Here is a 19,304-nt window from a genome sequence, read left to right on the forward strand (position 1 = left end):
TTCTTGGTTCACCGAAACAGCTTGCACTTCACTCTTTGCAGAGTTAGACGCAGGTGCATCGTCTCTCCAAGCATTTTGCTTCTTTGAAGAAGCCAGTTTCCCAGTGTCGCTAACAATGTCCCTGGGTACTGCCAACTCTTCTCGCCAGATGAGCTGCCGATCGAGTTCCTGATTTAGGCTTGATGCGACTGCTCCTTTTGAGGGAGTTTTATGAATTATAAGCTTGCTAGAGGAGTATTAATCGCTTGTTAACAATACTTAAAAAAGCCTCTATTCTTGATGTAATAACCCTTTTAAATTCCACAGTCCAGAAAAAAAGTCAAGGGGTACTGTCATTAATTTTACAAAACTCAAAGATAAGCTTATGGAGGAATACTCATTTGTAGAGAGATGTTTCCGAAAACGGCTGCGGGATTTATTAGTCCCAGAGGAGTGGTTGCCCGCTCGGCCTCAATCCGGCCTCAATCCGACCCGGCGAATTCCAGATCGGCAATTCCCAAATACTAAATTCGGTTTTGGGCTATAGTTCCCTATGAGAAGGCTTCTAGGAGTATGGTTGCGTGATAGGCATCAATTGGCACAGAACGGTTGCGGGCAAGCTGCTGGCATTGTTCGCAGCAGCAGTATTAATTTTGGGTTTAGCAAGTTGTGGCGCGGGCCATCCCGAATTGCCCAAATCAGGGAACAAGAGCGGCTCAGATACCGCCCAGATGAACAGAATCTCAGAGGTTTCTCCCCCAGAAGCCCTTCAACAACTGCGTCAGGCTCTAGAAATCTACCAGCCTCAAATTAGTATTTTGAATCCAAAACCTGACGAAGTGCTTCAGGATATAAATGTGTCTGTTCAGTTCCAAGTTAAGGGCTTGCCCATTTTCAAAGATGCAAACTTGGGTTTGGGTCCCCATCTGCAAGTTGTATTAGACAACCAACCTTATGCAGCAATTTACGATATCAACCAGCCTTTAACGCTCTCAGACTTAGATCCCGGAACCCATACCCTGCAGGTGTTCGCCGCTCGCCCTTGGGAAGAAAGCTTTAAAAACGAAGGTGCGGCGGCCCAAACCACCTTTCACGTTTTTACAAAAACTGACGACAATAATCCCGATCGAACATTACCCCTATTAACGTATAACAGCCCCCAAGGCAGCTACGGGGCAGAGCCCATCCTGCTCGACTTTTACTTGACAAATGCCCCCCTGCACGAAGTGGCGCAAGAAAATTCCCAAGATGAAATACTCGATTGGAAAATTCGAGCCACAGTCAACGGTCAAAGCTTTGCGATCGACCAGTGGCAACCTATATATCTTAAAGGATTCAAACCAGGGAAAAACTGGGTACAGCTAGAATTAATCGACGAACGGGGAAATATCGTCAAAAACGCCTTTAATAATACAGTCAGACTGATAAATTACGATCCGCTCGGTCAAGACACTCTTTCAAAATTACTGCGAGGCGAACTAACAGTAGCAGAAACTCGCGGTATAGTCGATCGCGCCTACCAAGCCCCCGAACCCACACCAACCCCAACCCCCGAACCGACACCGACACCTGCATTAGAAAAAACACCAGTTGTCCCACCCTCACCAGCGGTTCCAGAAACCCCTGTTACCCAACCGAGCTTAGAGCCAACAGTCGCTCCCGAAGTTGCTCCGGTTCAAGTAATAGAACCGACGCCGACAGCAACCCCCCAACTCGAAGCGCCGAAACTTGTACAACCAGTTCAAGTAATAGAACCGACGCCGACAGCAACTCCACAGCTAGAAACCCCAAAAATTATTTTAGAACCAGTTCAAGTAATACAACCGGCGCCGACAGCAACTCCACAGCTAGAAACCCCCAAAGTTGTGGAACAGGTTAAAGTTATAGAACCCAAACCGACAGCAACTCCACAGTTAGAAACCCCGAAAATTGTTGCACCAGTTAAAATAATAGAACCGACACCAACAGCATCTCCCCAAACAAAGAAACAGGAATATAAAGGATACTACAATCGGTTCCGCAACTTTTTGCGTCAAGAACCCGAACCTGCTACTTTTTCAGAACCGGCAACCCTGCCAGAAATAACAGAAAAAGCTCCAGTACCAAAAGTAGTCGCTCCTGCGATACCAGAACAATCTCCCAATCTTGTACCGCCAGCGCCGCCAGTTGCCGCTGAAACTCCTAGCCAGCCAACCGCCGATTTAGCTGCTCCCGAAAAAACAGTTTTAGAACCAGAAAATCAGCCCAAATCCGAACAAAAAGTCGAATTTGCCACGTAACAAAATCTTTCTGAGCTTCTTAGTGGCATAGGCGTCCCGCCCGTGCTGCATCTGCGGTCAAAAATTAAAGGAAACCCAAAAATGACCTACCTAGAAACAGCAGCCCAATTCTACAGCGATGTTGCCGAAACTCCCCAAATCGGACTTTGCTGCGTCCAAAGCAGTCCTTTGCAATTGCCAGGATTAAAAATTCCCGAACAAATGCAAGAAATGAATTACGGCTGCGGTACAACAGTCCACGCCGCCGAACTTGTCGGCAATCCAGTCGTGCTTTATGTAGGCGTCGGCGGCGGTTTGGAAGCACTGCAATTTGCTTATTTTTCTAGACTAAAGGGAGCAGTAATTGCCGTCGATCCGGTTCCAGCAATGCGAGAAGCTGCGGCACGCAATTTGCGAATTGCCGCCCAAGAAAATGATTGGTTTGATGCGAGTTTTGTGGAAATTCGCGAAGGCGATGCTTTTGCATTGCCGGTGCCGGATGCCTCTGTAGATGTTGTCGCTCAAAATTGTTTGTTTAATATCTTTGAACCTGCGGATTTAGCTAAGGCATTAAAAGAGACTTATCGGGTTTTGAAACCGGGTGGCAGGTTGTTGATGAGCGATCCGATCGCAACTCGCACAATTCCGCAGCATTTGAAGGAGGACGATCGCTTGCGGGCGCTGTGTTTGTCGGGTGCTCTGACATACGCAGAATACGTTCAACACCTTGTAGACGTGGGTTTTGGGCAAGTGGAAGTGCGGGCGCGCCGTCCTTACCGGCTGCTGGACAAACACAATTACAAATTGGATGCGGATTTGCTGTTAGAAAGCCTGGATTCGGTGTCTTTCAAAGTGCCTGTACCCGATGACGGAGCTTGCATTTTCACTGGCAAGACGGCGATTTATGCGGGGATGGAAGAGCTGTTTGATGACGGGGCTGGTCACGTTTTGCAGCGGGGAGTTCCGGCGGCTGTCTGCGATAAAACTGCTGGGAAGTTGGGGGGATTGATGCCGGATAAGGTGTTAATTACTGATTCGACGTGGCATTATAACGGCGGCGGTTGTTGTTAGGTGAAAACTGCGGTTTAAACTGCGCCTACAGTTACGTACGGGTGGTCAGAAACCGGGTTTTTTACTAAATTTGCACGCTGTAACGAATTATTCTGGTAAAAAACCCGGTTTCTTTGGTCCCTGTCATAGTTACCAAGCTATAAGCTGAACTTGAGGCGCGGCTGATTCCTGGCAATATTGCCTGATTAGCGCTTGGGCATTTTCCCTGTTTTGTCCCGTGTATAAATTGTGAACGACTTCCTCTTCTTGAGACGAGAGATATAATAAACCACAGTCTTTTACCCGCGAGTAAATTAAGGGAACTTTGGCAAACTCAAGTAAAGTAGCTTTTTTGCGATCGCGCTCTTTCGCTTCTGGGCGATCGTGGTACTGAGACTGAAACTCTACTACTAAGCAAGGATTGTAGTTCAAATCTGTGATTAGAGCATCCACAGAACTGGGGCTAAATAAAAACTTTCTTAGTTCCCAGTCAAGGTTGCTAACTTGTTCGCACATTTGGGATAAGCTCACCTGTGTATGAATTTTATAGTTGTTGTCTACACAGGTATGAAGAAATTCGAGCATTCTTGCTTCGTAAGAGTTGACAATTGGTTTGGCTATTACAGACATTATTGTGCCTCTATGAGAATTTTTGCAAAGTGACCAAGGAACTCTTCTAGAACTTCACTTGAATTGATAGATACTTGCCATGCGTAGGGAAACAGTTTATCGGGATTAATTATTAGATAAGATTGGGGGTCATTGCTCAAAGTATCTGCTTGAAATTCATCCAGTATCTCGCTGGGAAAAACTTCTACCCAATTTGTATATGAGTTTTCGTAATCTTTATAAGAATTTAGGTAAACATCTCCTTTGATTTCCCTCTTGACCCCTATTTCAAATTCCTCAAAAAGATGCCAATATTCTCCTTTTATGGAATTCAAAAACTGCTCTCTTTTACTAGGTAATATCCAATAACTTGCTTTGAGATTTTCACCTCTAACCACTTGTTCTTGGATGACTACATGAGACTTCATGTTGAGGAGATATGGTTCTAATCTGTCTTGGGGAATGGAAATACATAAACCCTCTTTCCGCTGAGCTAAAACAAGTTGATAGCGCTTATCTCCTTTCCTCGGGTTTTTAAGTCTGTACCCTATATATTGAGATGTGCGCTTTTCGTCAAACTTGTCATAGAAGCCCAGTTGCTTGAGTAAATTTGCAGCTAAAGACATCAAATCTTCGCCACCTTCAATCACTTGAATATTGGTTGAAATCAGGCGGGGTACGCCTTTTTCTACCTCAAAACGCTGGATGACATCATAGATAGTTTTGGACATTGGGTGATTTCTCATAACCTTAGCTAAAGTTCCTAGATATAGCTTAAGCTTGCCAGCCAGAAATGTCAATCACCTTCGATAAAGTTTTTAGATTTTAGAGGAAGAGGGATTTTTTGAGTATTTATACGCAACAAGGACAGTGAGATTCGATCGCACCCCTCGCCCCCTCTTGTGGTACAGGCACTCCGACCTGTACCGCAAACGCTCGTTTAACCTCCCCTTTTCCCCATCCTGCCGAACTTCCCGCTAAATTAAAGAAGTAAAAAAAATCATTCACGTCCTACCCAGGAGATGCCATGCCTCGCGTCAGAGCACCAGAATTTCCCGGAAACTACCCCTGGTTGAACACCGAGAAACCTTTATCCATTGAATCCTTAAAAGGGCGCGTCGTCCTCCTCGACTTCTGGACGTACTGCTGCATCAACTGTTTGCACGTCCTCCCAGACTTAAAATACCTCGAACAAAAATATAAAGATTCCCTCACGGTTATCGGCGTTCACTCGGCCAAATTTGAAAACGAAAAAGAAGTAGAAAACATCCGCCAAGCTATCCTCCGCTACGATATCGAACATCCCGTAATCGTTGACAGCGGCATGAAAGTTTGGCAAAGCTACGCAGTTCGTGCTTGGCCGACTTTAATGGTGATCGATCCTGAAAGTTATGTCGTAGGTTTTGTTTCCGGCGAGGGCAATAGAGAAGCACTTGACGAGTTAGTTGGCAAGTTAGTTGCTGAATACAAAGATAAAAATGCGATCGCCTTTAAAGAACTTCGTTTTAGCTTAGAAAAACAGCGCAAACCCTTATCAACACCATTGGCTTTTCCCGGAAAAGTGCTGGCATTTGCTATCACTGCAACGGAGGCAAAACACCTTCACCAACATGAAGCTCTTTTGGGCGAAATGACTGAGGACAATGAATCTGTAGATGAAACTGTATTGCCGGGGCCTGCTAATTCAGTCATCCAAAGCTTAGTCGGTTCTTGCTTGTTTATTGCGGATTCTGGACACAATAGGATTGTTGTCAGCACGATCGAAGGTGAGGTGCTGCACGTCATCGGTACGGGCAAACCGGGTTTAACTGATGGGGACTTTGAAGAAGCTGAGTTTTTTTCACCTCAAGGTATGGCTTTTGATACAGAAAGTCAAATTCTCTATGTTGCTGATACGGAAAATCACGCTCTCCGAAAGATTGATTTTACGACTCAACGGGTGGAAACTGTTGCGGGTACCGGTGAACAAAGTCACGAAATTGCACCCCGCAGCGGCAAGGGTTTAGAAACGCAATTGAATTCGCCTTGGGATTTAGAAAGAGTTGGAAATAGACTTTTTATTGCAATGGCGGGTTCGCACCAAATTTGGGAAATGCAGTTAGATACTGGTACGATCGGCACTTATGCAGGTATTGGCCGAGAATCCTGTGTTGACGGGAATCTGGCAGAATCTGCTTTTTCTCAGCCCAGCGGCCTGTCTACGGATCGATCGGAGTTGTTTGTTGCTGACAGCGAAATTAGTTCGATTCGCGCTGTTGGTATCGATGAAGACCCGAAGGTGCGCACTGTCTGCGGTAGCGGTGAATTGTTTGGTTTTGGGGATAAAGATGGTCGCGCTGATGAGGTAAGGTTGCAGCACTGTTTGGGTGTTGAATATGCTCAAAATTATCTCTGGGTTGCTGATACTTACAATCACAAAATTAAGCGGATCGACCACCGGGGCGGTACGTGCAGAACGATGATTGGAGATGGTACAGCAGGTTTGGTTGATGCTAAAGGTGTTAATGCTCGATTTTTTGAGCCTTCGGGCTTGAGCGCGATCGGGTCTCACTTGTTTGTTGCTGATACGAACAATCATGCGATTCGGCGAGTTGAGTTGGATACGCTGACAGTCACAACTTTGGATTTCGCAGGTTTGTGCGCTCCTGATGTTTGTCTTCCTGATTGATATCAATTCCGGTTGCACCGTCAACAACAGAGGACACGGCAATGCCGTTTCCCTACTGCAAAATAATTGATTGCGATCGCCAGATATGTAACTATCGCCGGATTAATTGTAGGGAAACGGCTGTAGGGACACAGCACTGCTGTGTCCTGACTGTGGGTAATATTAATTCCGATACCACCGGATTTGATATGAAGCATCGACTTTTTTGCTAATCGCCAGTATTAAATTATGGCTAAAATCTAAAATTCCGAATTGCTCAGCAGCCGCACTATTTTTTCATCATCGTTCAATTCGCCGACTATTCGCCGCACGGGTTTCGGCCAGATTTTAATCAACGTAGGAGTTGCTGAAATCTGATCTGCCTCAGCTTGTTCGGGATGTTTCAAGACATCAATTACTTTCAAAGTGTAGGGACGATCGAGGCATTGCTCCAACAATTGGTGTAAAGTTTCGAGGGTGCGTTCGGTGCTGGGGTTGCTGCCGGAAACAAACAGCCGCAAAACGTACCCTCGAGTTTGTGGCGGTGGGGTTAGTGCTGTTGGTTTGGTTGGCGGCATCGGCTGCGATTGCCGGAAGCGGGAGGGAGGTACGATCGAACTGCGAAAGTCCGATCGCCCAACCTCGCTCGGATACTGTACAACTAAGTCGTGATTTTCCCAAAGTTCGGGGAATTGTTCGTGATAAGTTGCGATTGCCATCGGTTCGCACATTTCTTCACTCCGGGGGTGCCAAACCAAGTCGCCAGTCCCAAAAATGGCATTTAGCAGCGTTTGATGTCGCAGCACCGGGGGGTATGCTTCGGCAGCAACTCGCAACTGCCGAACACTCGGATCGAGCCAGCAGTCAACGGTTGCCGTGTAGCAAGGTATCAAAAAATGCGGCGGTTCCGACAAGCCCAGTATCTCCTGTAGAGCTACGCACAACTGCAAGTGCCACCGAGTTTGCTTGCGGGAGTCTATGCAATAGATTAAGTCTCCCCCTGGTGTAAACAGCGCAATGCCTTTGAAAAATTCCGGCAATATCGGGCGATCGACTTTCAATTAAGTACACCAATAACAGTTAGCAGTTAACAGTTAACTTTTAACTGCTAACTGTTAACAATCGACCTTTAGACTCGACCTCGGAGCATCTGAGCCATTTCGTTCGGGAACGGCGAGTTCTCTACACAAAGTTCTTCAGTAATCCGACCTTCTTGATAAAGACCGTAGAGCGACTTATTCATCGTCGTCATGCCTTCATAAGTATCTTTGATCATGATTTGATTGATTTCCTCATTCTGGCCCTTGAGAATGTATTCCTTAACCACGTCGGTATTGATCATAACGTCGTGGAAAGCAGCCCGCTTCCCGTCTGTGGTTTTGCACAGCAGTTGAGCAATAATCGCCACTAGGGATTCGGAAATTGAAACCCGTATGGCATCCTGTTCTTCCGCCCCGAACATATCAAGAATCCGGTTCAGGGTCTTAACCGCACTGTTGGTGTGCAGGGTTCCTGCAACTAAGTGACCGGTTTGAGAGGCTTTGAGGGCGATTTCCACCGTCTCTCTGTCCCGAATTTCTCCTACTAGCAGCATATCCGGGTCTTGTCGCAAAGCGCCTTTGAGAGCGCTGATAAACTTGAGGGTGTGCCTGCCGACTTCCCGGTGCTTGATCAAGGATTTTTTGCTTTCGTGTACGAATTCTACTGGGTCTTCGATCGTGATGATGTTGTAGGCTTTATTCTTGTTGATGTAGTCGATCATCGCCGCCAAGGTGGTAGACTTGCCCGAACCTGTCGGGCCCGTTACCAAAATCAGCCCTTTGTGGTAGCCGCATATTTTCTTAAAGACATCCGGCAGCTTCAATTCCTCCATTGTCAGGATTTTGGCAGGAATTAGCCGCAGCACCATCGCCGGGCCGGCCAAGGAGTCCATGCAACTGATCCGGATGCGGACGAAGCCGAAGTCGAAAGCGCCGTCAAAGTCTAGGGTTTTTTGGAAAATTTCTATTTCTTCATCGCTCATGCACTCGCGCAGCCAACCAAAAAACGTATCTAAATCCGTCGGTGGATAGCCGATGTCGGCAATCTCGCCCCGGGTGCGGAAGCGGGGGAATTCGTTTACTCCGAGGTGAAGGTCGGATACTCCTTCTTCTTTGGCTCGGATTACTAGCTCTTTCAAAGTCGGAACTGCGCCGCTGCTAGAGCTCGGGTTTTTAGGTGTGGCGATCGACTGGGGCGCGGCTGCGGGCGGCGGTGCTGGTGCGGGCGGCGGTGCTGGTGCGGGCGGCGGTGCTGGCGGCATTCCTGCTGCTCTGGGGGGCATCCCTGGAGCAGGAGGACGGGGCATTCCTGGCGGTGGGGGAGCACCGGGTAGGGGCGGGCGAGGAGCTGGCGGATGCTGTTGTGTCATATGCGCTACCTGAAGTTGGTGAGAAGGCTGACTCGAACAGATGATTTGTGGAAGTTGGGCAATGCCGATCGCCCGAAGTGCGTTTCTTGCACAAAAGCTTAACTGTTCTACTCAGTCTATCCCAAGAGGGGGTCATACTGCTGCACTACTAAGGAAATATTCTGCCAATTGGAGGATGCGAGCGCTCTCGATATAGGATCGAATATGGATTTTCCACATTTTTGGAGAATTTTTTTAAGGGAAAGAGTTTTCCGCAAGTAAGCAGTATAAATTGATACTTTAGCCAACTATTAAGGACTTAAACCGATGAATTCTGTCGATCGGGCTTTTACTTCAGCTTTGGACTTGGCGGAGTCGATCCGCGCTCTGGAAGTGTCGCCTTTAGAAATTGCCAATCTGTACTTGGAACGGATCGAACGATTAAACCCTGAGCTTGGCAGTTATTTTACTGTAACGGCCGATCGGGCGATCGCCCTGGCTAAATCTCAAACCGAGCAACTAGCTGGGTTAAACAAGTCACAGGAATTGCCACCTTTTTTCGGAGTGCCGATCGCCATTAAAGACTTGACACCAGTTACAGGCATTCCCTGCACCTACGGTACTCAGGCTTTGCTGGGTAACATATCTGCCTACGACGAGTCAGTAGTATGGCGGATCAAAGCAGCGGGATTTAACATTCTGGGCAAAACAGCCACCTCTCAAATTGGCTCATTGCCTTACACCGAACCAGAAGGTTTCCCGCCCGCGCGCAATCCCTGGAATTTAGACTATACGCCGGGAGGTTCCAGCGGAGGCTCAGCGGCCGCTGTAGCGGCGGGTTTGTGCGCGATCGCCCAAGGTTCAGACGGCGGCGGTTCGATCCGAGGCCCGGCTTCCTGCTGCGGTTTAGTAGGCATTAAACCATCGCGGGGGCGAGTTTCCTGGGCACCTGTCGGAGATTACCTCAGCGGCATTTCTGCAAACGGCCCACTGGCGCGCACTGTAGCTGACGCCGCCGCACTTTTGGATGTGATGTCAGGCTACACAACAGGCGATCCGTACTGGCTACCCGATTCAAATCCGACGTTTTTAGAGGCTTCCCGTCAAAAGTCGGGCAAACTGCGAATTGCGTTTTCTACCACTATTTCCCCTGTGGGCGAGGCTGCGGCTATCTGTCAGCAAGCGGTACTCGAAACAGTCAAGTTACTGACAGATTTGGGTCACGATGTCGAACCTGGATGCCCAGATTTTACGGGTTTAATCGAACCGTTTACCGCAATTTGGCAGTCTGGGGCGGCTGCAAGCGGTATTCCAAGCCCTGCCTTGGAACCGATGAATCGCTGGCTGTTAGAAAGAACTATTTCGTCTGGGGAATATTTGCGGGCGGTGAATCAAATGCAGGTTATTTCACGGCGGATTGTGGGATTCTTTGAAAAATTTGATGTGTTAGTTTTGCCGACTTATATGCACTCGCCAATCCGGGTTGGGGAGTGGGCGGATTTGAGTTTTGAAGAAACTTTGCAGCGGATCATTAATTGGATTGCTCCTTGTCCGCCGTTTAATGCTAGCGGTTTGCCTGCGATCGCACTTCCTGCTATTTTAGATAACAACGGTGTGCCCGTGGGAATTCAAATTATCGGGCGACCGGCGGCGGAAGCAACTTTAATTGCTTTAGCGGCGCAGATGGAAGCGGCGAAACCTTTCCCAGTTTTAGATTTTAAATAGAGAAGAGCAAGGGATAAAAGGACGTTTCCCTTTTTTCTGGGTATTATTCCCAATCAGGACTTGTACGCGCGGAACTAGAAACCCGGTTTTTTTCATAAATTTTTCGTCATCAAACCCATGTTTTACCAAGAAACCGGGTTTCTCCCGCCCAGTCCTACTTATTAAGAATTACGCCGTAAAATTTTGATAATACCTCTTTAGATTGATAGATATTTTGATTATTTTATTTTAAATATGGTAGCAGTTCGCTGCCAATATTTAGGGTGAAATTTATGTTAACTTCGGGCCCGATTACCGCTCCCGTTCCCGTTTTTCTGCTTCTTTTAGCAATCATGCTACTCGCGCCGCTGTTATTTGAGCGCTTGCGGCTGCCCGGAATAGTCGGTTTAATTATTGCTGGCGTAATTGTCGGGCCCAACGGTCTCAATTTGCTGCAACGGGACGCTACTATTGTTTTGTTAGGTACTGTAGGATTGCTGTTTTTGATGTTCCTAGCGGGACTGGAAACTAGCCTCGACGACCTCAAACTCAATGCAGACAAAGCTGTCATATTTGGGCTGGCTACTTTTTCGCTACCGATGATATTGGGGATGGCAGCGATGCTGCTGTTGGGATATAGCTGGCTGGCTGCAATTTTAGTCGCTTCTTGTTTCGCTACGCACACGCTTTTAGCGCTGCCAATTCTCACAAAATTGGGATTGATGCGAACTCAGACTATTACTGCGACTTTGGGCGGGACTTTAATTACGAATGTGTTGGGACTGTTGGTGCTGGCAATTGTTGTCAAAGCTTTCAAAGGAAATCTCACTCTCGATTTTTGGCTGTTTCTAATTCCATCTCTTGCTATCTACACTTTTGGTACTTTGTGGGGAGTTCCCAAAATCGGTCGCTGGTTTTTTAAGAAATTCGGACATGACGAAAATGCCGAGTTTATATTTGTATTGGCTACCCTATTTTTAGTTTCTTACGCAGCAGAACTAATTGAGATTGAGGCAATTATTGGTGCGTTTCTATCGGGAATTGCCATTACTCAAATTATTCCCAAAATGAGTCCGCTGATGAATCGGATTGAGTTTATTGGCAACACGCTGTTTGTGCCATTTTTTCTGATTTCTGTGGGGATGTTAATTGACCCGCTAATTTTGGTGAAGCAGCCGCAGTCTTTGTTGGTGGCGGCGGTGATGATTTTAGCAGAGGTGGCGAGCAAGTTTTTGGCAGCTTGGCTACCTGGGAAATTATTTGGTTTTGAGTTTCCGAACATTATGGTAATGTTCGGTCTGTCTGTTGCTCAAGCCGCTTCTACTTTGGCGGCGATTACGGTTGCTTTTGACATTAAATTGGTCGATCGCGTAACGGTGAACGGCATCATTGCCATGATTTTAGTAACTTGCGTCGCTTCTCCTTGGATTGTATCTCGGTGGGGTCAAGAAATGCAGCAGCCGGAGTCGAGTTTGCCGGCTGCTACTTCGGGGAAAAATTCATGGGGAAAGCGAGTTTTAGTACCTGTTGCTAATCCGAATACGGAAGATAATTTGCTGCGTTTGGCTTTGATTTTAGCAAAAACATCTCAGGGAACTTTGCTGCCGCTGCATATTTTGTCCGATCGCGGCGAAGCAATTTCGCCCTCGGAGAAAATGCAGCAAACTCAACTTTTGACGGCGGCGGAAACTGTGGCCCATTCTGCTGCTTGTGCGGTGGAACCGATCGCGAGGATAGATGATGCGATCGATCGCGGAATTCTGCGGAGTGCAACCGAACGCGAGGCTAGTTTAATAGTTTGCGGTTGGAAGGGATTTTCCACGACTCGCGACAATTTTTTTGGCAGCATCATTGACAATGTGGTAAGGCGATCGCCCGTACCCGTACTGATTGCTCGATTTCCCGATCCTCTCCAGAATACAGCCAGAGTTATTTTGGCGGTAACTGAGGGCGAGTTGACTCGGTTTGGATTTCAGGAAACCGTGGATATTGCTAAGAGTTTGGCCGAGGAACTCAAGGCGACTTTGCAAGTGGTGTTGGTGACAACAAAACGGGAAAAAAGCAACAAAACTGCGGCGGAGGTGGAAATTCTTTCTGAGATACCGGTAAATCGGGTGCGGGGAAATTTTATCAAGCTAGTTTCGCAGCAGTTGTTAGAACACGATTTGCTGATTTTAACAACAATTTCTCAACAACAGAATTTGTGGGAACAACCGGGAACTCTCAAAGAACCGGAAGCGATCGCCCGGACTCACCCTGATATTTCGATGCTGGTTGTTTATTTTCCTGTACCTTGAGAAAAATTTTAGCCGCCGATGATGCGATGAACCTGCATTCATCTGCGGTTAAGATTTAATCCTCATCCATCCGATGCAACCGTCCATGAGATAACTAACTCCCGAAGTTTGTACTTTTCGGGCTGCCGGTTAATATCAAATCCGTTGGTACCGACACTATCGATCTCTCTCTTCTCTTTCTCTGCGCCCTCTGCGGTTTAAGCATTCAAAAACAACCCGCCTAAAGCCCGGACGATCGCACGCACTTTTCCAAACTAATTTCGATCGCACCGCAAGACAATTTCTCGGTATCTAGGACAAATTCTCGCTATTTGGGAGAATTCTGAGAATATGGTGATGTATCCGTCTAGTTGAATAAGATAAAAATGAGCATTAGACCAAATTTTAGATGGTTTTCCTCAGTGGCGAGTGTTTGCAGCGCGATCGCGATCGGCACTTTCGGCGGCGTGACATCCCCTGTCAAAGCTGCGGAAACGGTTGTTGTCCGCAAAGGTATTTTAGAATCGTCAATATCCGTTGCGGATTTGCGCGAACTCGCAAAAACCGGCAAAGTCCCCGAAAAACTGCAAGCTTACGCCAATCTGCTATCCTCCGAACAGCGGAGTCAAATCTTTGGAGCACTCCAAGCGAAAATTCCCCTAAATGTAGTCGGCTTGAGCAACTTGCTAAATACTCGGATCGGTACTGCGATTATGACGGATTTGACTACAGTCATACCCAGGCGCGACGGTGCGGGTGTGGAAGCGCTGCGAGCGGCTTTGGTGCTGGGGGCGAACGCGCCGGAAGGCTTATCGGTATTGAGTTTCATTGAATCTTATCCGAGCTCGCGGTTAGTGGTGGATCTCGATCGAGCTTTCTCCGTTTTGGGAAATTTGAACGCTGGTTTTTGGCAAACTCAGCGGTTTATGGCGGCGATCGCACCTCAGTTAGCAGCGTCTAAACCGACTCTGAACCTGCCTTTCGACGCGAGCCAGCCCGGCCCTAATTCGGTGCGGGTACTAAAGCTAGATTTGAACGATAGCGCCCGCAATCGGCGCATTCCGGTTGATGTCTACTGGTCGGAAGCTGCGACAGCCGACAAACCGACGATCGTCTTTTCTCACGGTTTGGGTTCCGTGCGCACGGATTTGCGCTATTTAGCCGAGCATTTGGCGTCTTACGGCTATGTGGTAGCTGCTTTAGAACATCCGGGAAGCAACGAGACGAACACCAATACTGCGATCGCGGGTAAATCTCGGTTGCTAGCTCCTCAAGAGTTTTTAGACCGTCCCAAAGACATCAGTTTTGTGCTCGACGAACTGGCAAAATTGAACCAAACTGATGATAATTTGCAGGGGAAAATCGCGCTCGACCGATCGGTGATTGTTGGCTATTCCTTCGGCGGCGCCACAGCCTTGTCCTTGGCCGGTGCCGAACTGCAATTGAGCGGACTCAAACAAAGGTGTCAGGGGGATTTGATTGGGTTCAGCTTGGGCGAAGGCATTCAGTGCGCGGCGGCCGGATTGCCCGAAGAACGGTATCAATTGCGGGATGAAAGGATTAAAAGGGCGATCGCCATGAACCCGACAACATCATTATTATTTGGAGAAACTGGCTTAAGTAAAATTAAGATTCCCACATTAATAGTAGCATCTTCTGCCGACAAAACAACTCCCGCCTTAGTCGAACAAATTGCCCGCTTCCCGCAAATTCCATCTCCCAAATGGCTAGTCGGTTTTGTAGGAGGAACCCACTTAAGCGTCAAAGATCCGAGCACAACTTTAGACCAACTTGGCAGGCCGAGCACAGTAATTACCGGCGATGAAGTTGTTGGCGACCAAGCTGTTAGCATACGCAATTATATTAAAGCTGTAAGTTTGGCCACGGCCGCTCAACTGACTGCTGAAGCTGACAAATATGCAGTTTTTCTTACGCCCGAATACGCGCAATTTGCTTCAACACCGGCAATCCCGGTGCGGCTGGTAACAGAAATTTCCCCGGAAACTAATGCAGTCGTGCAAACTTTCATTCAAAGGAATAAGTAGTCAGTAGTTATTAGTCATTAGTCATTAGCTAATGATATCAAATCCGGTAGCATCGGAATTAATATTACCCAATACGGTTCAGTTAGTGCTAAAAAAACCGATCGTGCGCAGTGGGTAGGTTGGGTCCTTGGAACGAACCCTCCGTTTCACTCCGCCCAACTTTTTCGCTACAATTTTCCTTAACTGAACCGTATTGTAATATTACCCACAGCAGGACACGGCAGTGCCGTGTCCCTACAATTAATCGCGGTAGGGACACGGCACTGCCGTGTCCTCTATATAATTCCGGTGCAACCGGAAACGATATGATTAAGTTTGTAGGGTGCACAATGCGTACTGGTTGAGTTTGTAGGGTGCTATAAGTTATTTGCGCTTACCCACTTAACAGCCTTTCCTTTTCTATGCGCACCCGCTTCGCCCAGGGCTCTATTTTTCTTGAGCTGTTGCTGATATATTTTGTCCGTGCAAGGGCAAAATATAACAAAGCGCTTTCACAAACTCTACTTCCAAACTGCGATGCCTAAAAAAAATTTTATCCCGCTGTTGCTGCTGTTTATAGCGCTGTTTACCCTTTACGGTGACAGTTTAACTTTTCTCCCCAAACCTGTAAGAGATACTAGCGTAGCAAGTCGAAAGTTCTTCGTCGGGTTGTGGCCATCGTGGGTGAAGCCGAAAGATTCAAACAAGCAAAGGGATAAGGAGATTGAGAACTTGGAAAAAAGCCCTAGTCCCAGTAGATAGTTTTGATCTACTAACGAGAAACCCGGTTTCTCTAACAATACCTAGCCATTTTATTGTAGGTTGGGTTAAGCGAAGCGAACCCTACGCTTCGCTTCGCCCAACATTACGATTTGAGATTTTGGATTTTAGATTAGAGATTTTTTATCCACTCTCTAATCTGTAATCGATTAAACTTGAGATTTGACATTTTCGTCCAAGCGGTAAGGTGCGCACCGCGCACCCTACATAATTAGGTTTTGCCTCCAGGACTGTTTTAGATTTGTCCTCCCATCTAAAATCTAAAATCTAAAATCTAAAATTGATTAAGCGTGCTTTTTCAACCAGCTAAACATAGCTCGCAAATCTTTACCAACTTCTTCAATAGGATGTTCTGCTTCCTGACGGCGCATTGAGGTAAATCCCGGTTTGCCTGCTTGGTTTTCCAGAACGAATTCGCGGGCAAATTGGCCGGATTGAATTTCGCTGAGAATTTTCCGCATTTCGGCGCGGGTTTGATCCGTGACGATGCGGGGGCCGCGAGTTAAATCGCCGTATTCTGCGGTATTGGAGATGCTGTCGCGCATTTTGGCGAGGCCTCCTTCTACTACTAAGTCAACGATAAGTTTAACTTCGTGCAAACATTCAAAATAAGCTAATTCCGGTTGGTATCCGGCGTCAACTAAAGTTTCAAATCCAGCTTTAATTAATGCGCTCAAACCGCCGCACAAAACTACTTGTTCGCCAAAAAGATCCGTTTCTGTTTCTTCGCGGAAAGTGGTTTCCAGGATGCCGGCTCTGGTGCCGCCGATACCTTTAGCATAGGCCATTGCCCGATCGCGCGCTTGACCGGAAGCATCTTGATATACTGCAAACAAACTCGGAACGCCTTCCCCTTGTTCGTAAGTCCGCCGCACCAAGTGTCCGGGGCCTTTGGGGGCTACCATTACTACGTCTACGTCGGCTGGGGGGACAACTTGGCCGAAGTGAATGTTAAAACCGTGAGCAAATGCTAAAACATTTCCTGCTGAAAGGTTAGGTTCGATTTGTTCTTTGTAAATAGTTTTTTGAACTTCATCGGGCAATAAAATCATGATGAAGTCAGCGGCGGCTGCTGCTTTGTCTACCGGGTGAACGGTTAAACCCGCCTCGGTTGCTTTGGCGGCAGACTTGCTACCGGGATACAAACCGACAACGACATTCATGCCGCTGTCTTTGAGGTTGAGGGCGTGGGCGTGTCCTTGGGAACCGTAGCCGATGATAGCAATTGTTTTGTTGGCTAAGAGGTCTAGGTTCGCGTCGGTGTCGTAATACATACGGGCCATAGTGCTTGTCTCCTGAGATGCAAATTGGGTGATTGACTGCAAAACTCTCATTTTATCAAAGTAGGGTGCTTTTTTTGCAGAAATTTTCCGACTAAGATTTCGGCGGGGGAAAATAAAGGTCGATCGCCCTGAATTTAGCAGGGTTGGTGGCAGAGTCTGCGATCGTCAAATATAATTGTCAATAGCGTGCTGTGCATTTGGAAAAACCTCACATCTTGCACCATTCTCGCTGAACAGGCAAGATGCCTGTTCCACAAGAAAATTCACTCTTTGTGGAACAGGCATCTTGCCTGTTCATAAAAAGCTTATTGAGGATGGTGCAACATCTCAGACAAACGCAACTAACTAACTTTTTTAAGATGAAAATAAAAGCAATACATCATGTGGCGATTATTTGCTCGGATTACGAAGCGTCGAAGAAATTTTATGTAGAAGTCTTAGGATGTTCCATTATCAAAGAAACTTTCAGAACCGAGAGGAATTCTTACAAACTAGATTTGCGAGTAGGAAACGGTGACACAATCGAGCTTTTCTCATTTACCCATCCTCCAGAAAGAGTTAACAATCCAGAAGCTTGCGGTTTGAGACATTTAGCTTTTGCAGTTGAAGACATAGAAGCATCAGTTACTTACTTAAAATCTCAACAAGTAGAAGTAGAAGAAATTCGCCTTGACGAGATTACAGAAAAACGGTTTACATTTTTCAGAGATCCCGACGACTTACCGTTAGAAATCTATGAAAATTAAGGAGTCTCTCTATTTGGTCAAGCCGTTATTAAGCCAACCAGTCCGTAGTGATGACTATACAAACTGCATCATTCATTCCCAATCTAAAATCTAAAATCTAAAATTGTATAATGGACTCTATCATCAGAAACACAATTACCGTGGGATTGCCTGCTTTAATGCTATTTATCGCCATAAAATCTACAGGTAAAACAGGTGACGCAGCCGCTTGGTCGGGTTTGCTCAAAGTAGGCGGTTCCTTGAGTATGCCGATCGGTTTAGGTGTGTTGGTATTTGCAGGATTTGTGGCCAATTATTTCAGTTATTTTTTGGTAGATAGCTTGTTGGTGAGATTTTATCAAAAGCGGCGAGTGTTGGAACCGCCCGAACAATTGGTAAGAAAAATTGATAAATTGCCGATTACCAACGACCTCAAAATAAAGCTTAAATGGGCGGTGCTGCACAGCGAAAACAACAAAATTATTAGCTTTAAAAACGTAATTTTAAAATGGTTTATTATCGCAGCAATTGTAGATGCAATCTTGTCAATTGTCGGTTATTTGGGAGAATTTAACCTATTTTTTGAATTGAGTTCTCATTTTAAACTACAATATCTGCTGGTTGGTTTATCTACTTTGATATTCTTCGCTTTGGCGCGGTCAAAAAAAATATGGTGGCTGGTGAGCGCATTTTGCATTATCATTAATTTGGCGGAAATTGTTCCTTGGTATTTTCCAGCGCCCGCCTTTGCCGGAGCAACTCCCGGACAAAACCTGCGGATTTTGCATTCAAATGTTTTAACGAATAACCGGCGATATTCTGAGGTGATATCGCTGGTAAAAGCAGAACAACCCGATATCGCGGTTTTTGTCGAAGTCAGCACAGTTTGGGCGAAGGAGTTAGCCGTTTTAAGCGAAATATTTCCTTACTCTTGCCAACAGCAAGAATCTGATAGATTTGGCAGTGCAATATACAGCAAGCTGCCTTTAGAAAATGCTTCTGTTAAAGCCTTTTCAAGCCAAAGAAAGAGTCTGTTAGCGGATGTTAAATTTCAAGGTAAAGTCATTTCTATGATTCTTGTTCATCCGACTGTGCCGGTCAAACAGCACAGTTTTATCGATCGCAACCAACAGCTAGCAGCCATCGGCGAGTATGCAGCCCAAGTCAAAAATCCGCTGGTTGTGGTTGGGGATTTCAATACCACAATGTGGTCGCCGTTCTACAAAAATATGGTAAAAACAGGAAAACTGCGAAATGCGCGATCGGGAAGAGGCATTTTACCGACTTGGCCGACTTTTATGCCGCTGCTGTACATTCCGATCGATCATTTCCTAGTCAGCAAAGAAATTGGTGTTTTGAAGATTCATACTGGCCGCAATGTCGGTTCGGATCATTTGCCGTTAATTACAGATTTGGTGATTTGAAGGCAAGATTCGATATTTTCTAATACCAATTTTTTATGAGGCTGCATAGAATCCGATCCCCCCTAGCCCCCCTTAATAAGCAGGGTGGATTAATTGTCGAGAGGCGAAATCAAGGCTATGAAGGCTATTGACCAACTTTATGCGAGGCATTTAACA

Annotated in this window: 14 protein-coding genes; 8 read left to right on the plus strand and 6 right to left on the minus strand. The window is 46.5% G+C overall.

What is annotated here, in order from left to right; genetic code table 11:
• The first annotated feature begins 560 nt into the window (after positions 1-560).
• Positions 561-2,258 (plus strand): hypothetical protein, encoded by a 1,698-nt coding sequence (locus tag QUA02_RS10455; RefSeq protein ID WP_333027275.1) that lies wholly within the window; start codon positions 561-563, stop codon positions 2,256-2,258.
• 81 nt (positions 2,259-2,339) lie between these two features.
• Complete coding sequence (gene arsM, locus QUA02_RS10460; protein WP_333027278.1) at positions 2,340-3,308, plus strand: arsenosugar biosynthesis arsenite methyltransferase ArsM; 969 nt, start codon at positions 2,340-2,342, stop codon at positions 3,306-3,308.
• 129 nt (positions 3,309-3,437) lie between these two features.
• Here arsM and QUA02_RS10465 read toward each other — a convergent pair whose 3' ends face one another.
• Together QUA02_RS10465 and QUA02_RS10470 are read right to left on the minus strand one after the other, a co-directional pair.
• On the minus strand, positions 3,438-3,917 hold the full coding sequence (locus tag QUA02_RS10465) for a DUF2726 domain-containing protein (RefSeq protein ID WP_333027280.1): 480 nt from the start codon (positions 3,915-3,917) through the stop codon (positions 3,438-3,440).
• Entirely contained in the window at positions 3,917-4,627 is a 711-nt protein-coding gene (locus QUA02_RS10470) for a hypothetical protein (RefSeq protein WP_333027283.1), read from the minus strand. The genes QUA02_RS10465 and QUA02_RS10470 overlap by 1 nt, the downstream gene beginning before the upstream one ends.
• Positions 4,628-4,923: 296 nt before the next feature.
• Here QUA02_RS10470 and QUA02_RS10475 point away from each other — a divergent pair, with 296 nt between their 5' ends.
• The gene (locus tag QUA02_RS10475; protein ID WP_333027285.1) at positions 4,924-6,564 is read left to right on the plus strand and encodes a thioredoxin-like domain-containing protein; all 1,641 of its coding nucleotides are present in this window, start codon (positions 4,924-4,926) and stop codon (positions 6,562-6,564) included.
• A gap of 20 nt (positions 6,565-6,584) precedes the next feature.
• Here QUA02_RS10475 and QUA02_RS10480 read toward each other — a convergent pair whose 3' ends face one another.
• From QUA02_RS10480 to QUA02_RS10490, 3 genes are all read right to left on the minus strand, one after another.
• Positions 6,585-6,761 (minus strand): hypothetical protein, encoded by a 177-nt coding sequence (locus QUA02_RS10480; RefSeq protein WP_333027287.1) that lies wholly within the window; start codon positions 6,759-6,761, stop codon positions 6,585-6,587.
• A 42-nt stretch (positions 6,762-6,803) separates the two neighbouring features.
• Positions 6,804-7,604: a circadian clock KaiB family protein gene (locus QUA02_RS10485; RefSeq protein WP_333027289.1), complete on the minus strand. Its 801-nt coding sequence runs from the start codon at positions 7,602-7,604 to the stop codon at positions 6,804-6,806.
• A gap of 68 nt (positions 7,605-7,672) precedes the next feature.
• Positions 7,673-8,953 (minus strand): type IV pilus twitching motility protein PilT, encoded by a 1,281-nt coding sequence (locus QUA02_RS10490; protein WP_333027292.1) that lies wholly within the window; start codon positions 8,951-8,953, stop codon positions 7,673-7,675.
• Between the two features lie 306 nt (positions 8,954-9,259).
• Here QUA02_RS10490 and QUA02_RS10495 point away from each other — a divergent pair, with 306 nt between their 5' ends.
• From QUA02_RS10495 to QUA02_RS10505, 3 genes are all read left to right on the plus strand, one after another.
• Positions 9,260-10,657, plus strand: a complete 1,398-nt coding sequence (locus QUA02_RS10495; protein ID WP_333027295.1) for an amidase — start codon at positions 9,260-9,262, stop codon at positions 10,655-10,657.
• Positions 10,658-10,929: 272 nt separating this feature from the next.
• Complete coding sequence (locus tag QUA02_RS10500; protein ID WP_333027297.1) at positions 10,930-12,933, plus strand: cation:proton antiporter domain-containing protein; 2,004 nt, start codon at positions 10,930-10,932, stop codon at positions 12,931-12,933.
• Between the two features lie 365 nt (positions 12,934-13,298).
• The gene (locus tag QUA02_RS10505) at positions 13,299-14,957 is read left to right on the plus strand and encodes an alpha/beta hydrolase (RefSeq protein WP_333027299.1); all 1,659 of its coding nucleotides are present in this window, start codon (positions 13,299-13,301) and stop codon (positions 14,955-14,957) included.
• A 1,043-nt stretch (positions 14,958-16,000) separates the two neighbouring features.
• On the opposite strand, the gene ilvC is transcribed toward QUA02_RS10505, so the two are convergent.
• The gene (gene ilvC, locus QUA02_RS10510) at positions 16,001-17,050 is read right to left on the minus strand and encodes a ketol-acid reductoisomerase (RefSeq protein ID WP_333027301.1); all 1,050 of its coding nucleotides are present in this window, start codon (positions 17,048-17,050) and stop codon (positions 16,001-16,003) included.
• Between the two features lie 308 nt (positions 17,051-17,358).
• Here ilvC and gloA2 point away from each other — a divergent pair, with 308 nt between their 5' ends.
• Both gloA2 and QUA02_RS10520 read left to right on the plus strand, forming a co-directional pair.
• Positions 17,359-17,745 (plus strand): SMU1112c/YaeR family gloxylase I-like metalloprotein, encoded by a 387-nt coding sequence (gene gloA2, locus QUA02_RS10515; protein WP_333027302.1) that lies wholly within the window; start codon positions 17,359-17,361, stop codon positions 17,743-17,745.
• A 110-nt stretch (positions 17,746-17,855) separates the two neighbouring features.
• Positions 17,856-19,148: an endonuclease/exonuclease/phosphatase family protein gene (locus QUA02_RS10520; protein ID WP_333027305.1), complete on the plus strand. Its 1,293-nt coding sequence runs from the start codon at positions 17,856-17,858 to the stop codon at positions 19,146-19,148.
• Positions 19,149-19,304: the final 156 nt, after the last annotated feature.

The sequence above is a fragment of the Microcoleus pseudofavosus SVA1_A4 genome (genome assembly GCF_036700565.1).
In the GTDB taxonomy this organism is placed as follows: Bacteria; Cyanobacteriota; Cyanobacteriia; order Cyanobacteriales; family Microcoleaceae; genus Microcoleus.